Source organism: bacterium (genome assembly GCA_030247525.1).
Taxonomy (GTDB): Bacteria; Electryoneota; JAOADG01; order JAOADG01; family JAOADG01; genus JAOTSC01.
In genome coordinates this window covers 1-3,687 of sequence record JAOTSC010000241.1, presented here as the reverse complement: position 1 = coordinate 3,687, position 3,687 = coordinate 1, and the positions used below count along the sequence as shown (strand labels likewise).

Below are 3,687 nucleotides of genomic sequence, written 5' to 3'. Positions count from 1 at the left end.
ATTCACGACAGTTTTACAGAAGAATCACGCAAGAAGCAATGGGAAGTCATTTCCAAGTAGTCCGTTGTTGTTGTTGCATAGGAACTCCCGGAGCGTTGCAATAGAAGTTTCTTGACTTACCCGGTTTCGATGGTTACTTTTGCGTTTGCGCTCTCCCGCGAAGGCGCATCGCTTTGCCGCTTTAGCTCAGATGGTAGAGCAATGGACTGAAAATCCATGTGTCCCCAGTTCGAGTCTGGGAGGCGGCACTTTATTTACGTTTCTGAAGCAACGATTCGAAAGGCATCATGTACGCAATTGGTGAAGTAGCCGGCGCGCAAATCAAATTAATCGCCGGAACAACAGTACGGGTTCCTAAGCTTTCTCAGGAAGTCGGCTCGGCTCTGAAAGTCGAGAAAATTCTTATGTCGGTAGCCGACGATGGTTCCGTAAAAGTTGGCACTCCGTATCTTGAAGGCAGCGCCGATGCAACGGTGGTCGATCACTTACGCGATCCGAAAATCTTCCTGCTCCACAAAAAACGCCGTAAGGGTTATATCAAGCAGGGTGGACACAAGCAGCCGTATTCGATGATCCGGATCAACGCGATCAGTTTATAAGCTTTCCGGATAGTCTTGTGACTATCCAAACGAGGTAAAGTCATGGCACATAAAAAAGGTGTAGGCAGCTCGCGTAATGGTCGCGATTCTCAACCAAAGATGTTGGGTGTGAAGTCGGCAGGCGGCTCTTGGGTGATTCCCGGCAATATTATCATTCGTCAACGCGGCACCCGTTTTCATCCTGGCTTGAATGTCGGCATGGGACGTGACCACACCATCTACGCGAAAGTAGAAGGCAAAGTTAAGTTTTACGAACGCGCCGGCAAACGCTGGATTTCGGTCGATGCGGCAACCCGTCCGATTTTTATTGCGGTCGAAGAAGAATAGTCAATTCAACTTTTTGATTTGAGAACGGGTGAATTTCGGTTCACCCGTTTTTTTATTGTCTTCTTGGGCGACCACAAGGTTCGCCCGTACACATTTATTGTTACCTTGAGCGAGACGAAGTTTATCGATAAAGAATATTGAGATTGAGGAAACCATGGATTGCTGGATCAATGGAAAGAACGAAGCTGGCCAAGGTGAAGCAACGACTGTTCGTGCTCCCTGGTCAGGAGATGTAATCGCGGAGTATCGACAAGCATCGCCTGAGCAAATAGCAAGGTCACTTGACATTGCGACTACTTTGTTTCCGGTGTTTTCGCGAAGTCCGGCTTATGAACGACGCGACTGCCTGCAACGGGTAGTAAAGGCACTAACCGAGCAACAAGAATTGTTCGCCCATACCATCGCAGTCGAAGCGGGAAAGCCGATTCGCGATGCTCGTGGTGAAGTATTGCGTGCGATAGCAACATTCCAACTGGCTGTCGAAGAGGCTATCCGATTCGCGAATGGTGAGTATTTATCCTTGGACCATACGCCGATGGCGAAAGGTCGATCTGCCATCGTGCGGCGATTTCCTCAGGGAGTTGTGTTAGGTATAACTCCCTTCAATTTTCCCTTGAATCTGGTTGCCCACAAAGTTGCACCGTCATTGGCAATCGGAGCACCAATCGTCTTAAAACCTGCCCCACAGACAGTACGCACTGCATTGTTATTAGCGAGAATTGTCACTGAGGCGGGTTTCCCTGCCGGTGCTTTGCAAGTAGTACCGTGTGCCGGAGAAACAATCGAGCCGTTTGTCACCGATGAACGAGTCAAACATATCACATTTACCGGCAGCGCATTGGTCGGGTGGAAGTTAAAGCGACTAACGTTCGATAGACCGGTAACGCTGGAGTTAGGTGGTAACGGGGCGGTTTTAATTGACGAAACGGCTGACATCGAGCGGACAGTGAAGCGGTGCCTCATCGGCGGTTACAGTTACGCCGGACAAGTGTGTATTTCAGTACAGCGGATTTATGTGGTCGAATCGGTCTTTGCCCGATTTGTTGAGTTGTTTAAGAGTGGTGTACAAGCGTTGCAGTTGGGCGATCCGTTAAATGAAAGTTCCGACCTCTCTTGTTTAATATCGGAGAGTGCAGCCATCCGGGTAGAATCATGGATATCGGAGGCGATAAATCAAGGGGCAAAGGCTGTTTGCTTGGGTAAGCGAACCGGAAACCAACTCCTCCCCACCTTTTTAACACATGTTCCGGAAACTTGTTCACTGGCTGAGGAAGAGGTGTTTGGTCCAGTAACCTTTGCCAATCCGGTCAGTGACTGGAATGACGGCCTGGATGCTATTAATTACTCCCGGTATGGTTTGCAGGCGGGATACTTTACTCGCGATATGCAACGAGTCTTAGCAGCCTTCCAGCGGCTGGAGGTTGGCGGGGTGATTGCCGACGACATTCCAACCTTCCGATCCGACAGCACACCGTATGGTGGTGTCAAAAACTCCGGCGTTGGCAGGGAAGGTGTACGATATGCCATGGAAGAAATGTCGGAAATCAGGGTTTTAACCTTGCCATCTCCCTGAAAGGTAAATAGTTAGCAAACATTTTACGACACCTCACGACTGTTCGTATTTCCAGAGCTGCCTCCACCGGAGGCAGTTTCTTTATGTACTTACACAAGTATATCTATTCTTCAGAATTCATGATTTTATCTGCATTACTCTAAGATATCTCTTAGTGTCGTATACAATTTTTGAGAGGTACTACAAGATAAATAGTTAAAGTTGCGCTTTTACCTGCCGATGAGAGAGAGGAACCGGTCTAGTACCGTACCGAAACTTACTTAGTGCAGGAGAAACACTATGAGTACCAGAATCAATCACAACATCCTTTCGCTTACCGCACAACGCGCGGTATACGATGCGCAAGCGAATTTAGATCAAGCGGTCCAGCGGTTGTCGAGCGGATTACGCATCAACTACTCATGGGATGATGCCCCGGCATTATCGATTTCCGAGAAGTTGCGCGCGCAAATCGCCTCGATGAACGAAGCGGAAAAGAATGCTGAAACTGCAATCAGCTTGTTCGCAACCGCGGAAGGTTCGATGAACATCATCGACGAGAAACTGATCAAGATGCGCGCCCTTTGTATCCAGGCATCGAATGGCGCTTTAACCGATCACGACCGCGTCGCTATTAACTTTGAGTTCCAACAGTTAAAGAGTGAAATCGACCGTATCGCGAAAGTCACCAACTACAATGGTTTATACCTTTTGAACGGCGCCTTTTCTGGAACCGGCTCGAACGGCATCAAACTCCACATCGGCACCCACAACACGATCGACGTAGACTACTACTACGTTAGCATGTCTGATTTAACTTCAAGCGCATTAGGTATCAATGCACTTGATATCTTGAATACGGTGAACAGCCAAACCGCGATCACCATTCTGGATACGGCAATTGCATCGAAAGACGCCGAACGAACCCGTATTGGTTCGTACGTCAATCGCTTGAAGAATTCGATCATGGATTTGCAAATTCAACAAGAGAATGCAACAGCATCCGAATCACAGATTCGTGACGCCGACATTGCCGAGGAAATGTCCAACTTCTTACGTGCTCAAATTCAATTCCAGAGCGGCATTTCGATGCTGGCGCAAGCAAATCAGCTTCCACAGATCGTCTCGCAGCTCATCGGATAATAGATTTCCACTTTTCCATCCGTTCGCGCGGAATGGATGGAAATGTCGGTAGGTCTTGTACGGTAC

Annotated in this window: 4 protein-coding genes and 1 tRNA gene; all 5 read left to right on the top strand. The window is 48.4% G+C overall.

All coding sequences use genetic code 11. From position 1 onward, the window contains the following. Positions 1–175 precede the first annotated feature (175 nt). The 5 genes from OEM52_14440 to OEM52_14420 all read left to right on the top strand — a co-directional run bounded on the left by OEM52_14440 (position 176) and on the right by OEM52_14420 (position 3,621). Positions 176–248, top strand: a tRNA-Phe gene (locus OEM52_14440). Positions 249–287: 39 nt separating this feature from the next. Next, a complete protein-coding gene (rplU, locus tag OEM52_14435) occupies positions 288–599 on the top strand; it encodes a 50S ribosomal protein L21 (GenBank protein ID MDK9701333.1) in 312 nt (103 codons plus the stop codon). A 42-nt stretch (positions 600–641) separates the two neighbouring features. Then, entirely contained in the window at positions 642–926 is a 285-nt protein-coding gene (rpmA, locus tag OEM52_14430; GenBank protein MDK9701332.1) for a 50S ribosomal protein L27, read from the top strand. A gap of 154 nt (positions 927–1,080) precedes the next feature. After that, the gene (locus OEM52_14425) at positions 1,081–2,499 is read left to right on the top strand and encodes an aldehyde dehydrogenase family protein (protein MDK9701331.1); all 1,419 of its coding nucleotides are present in this window, start codon (positions 1,081–1,083) and stop codon (positions 2,497–2,499) included. Between the two features lie 279 nt (positions 2,500–2,778). Next, entirely contained in the window at positions 2,779–3,621 is an 843-nt protein-coding gene (locus OEM52_14420; protein ID MDK9701330.1) for a flagellin, read from the top strand. The last annotated feature ends 66 nt before the right edge of the window (positions 3,622–3,687 follow it).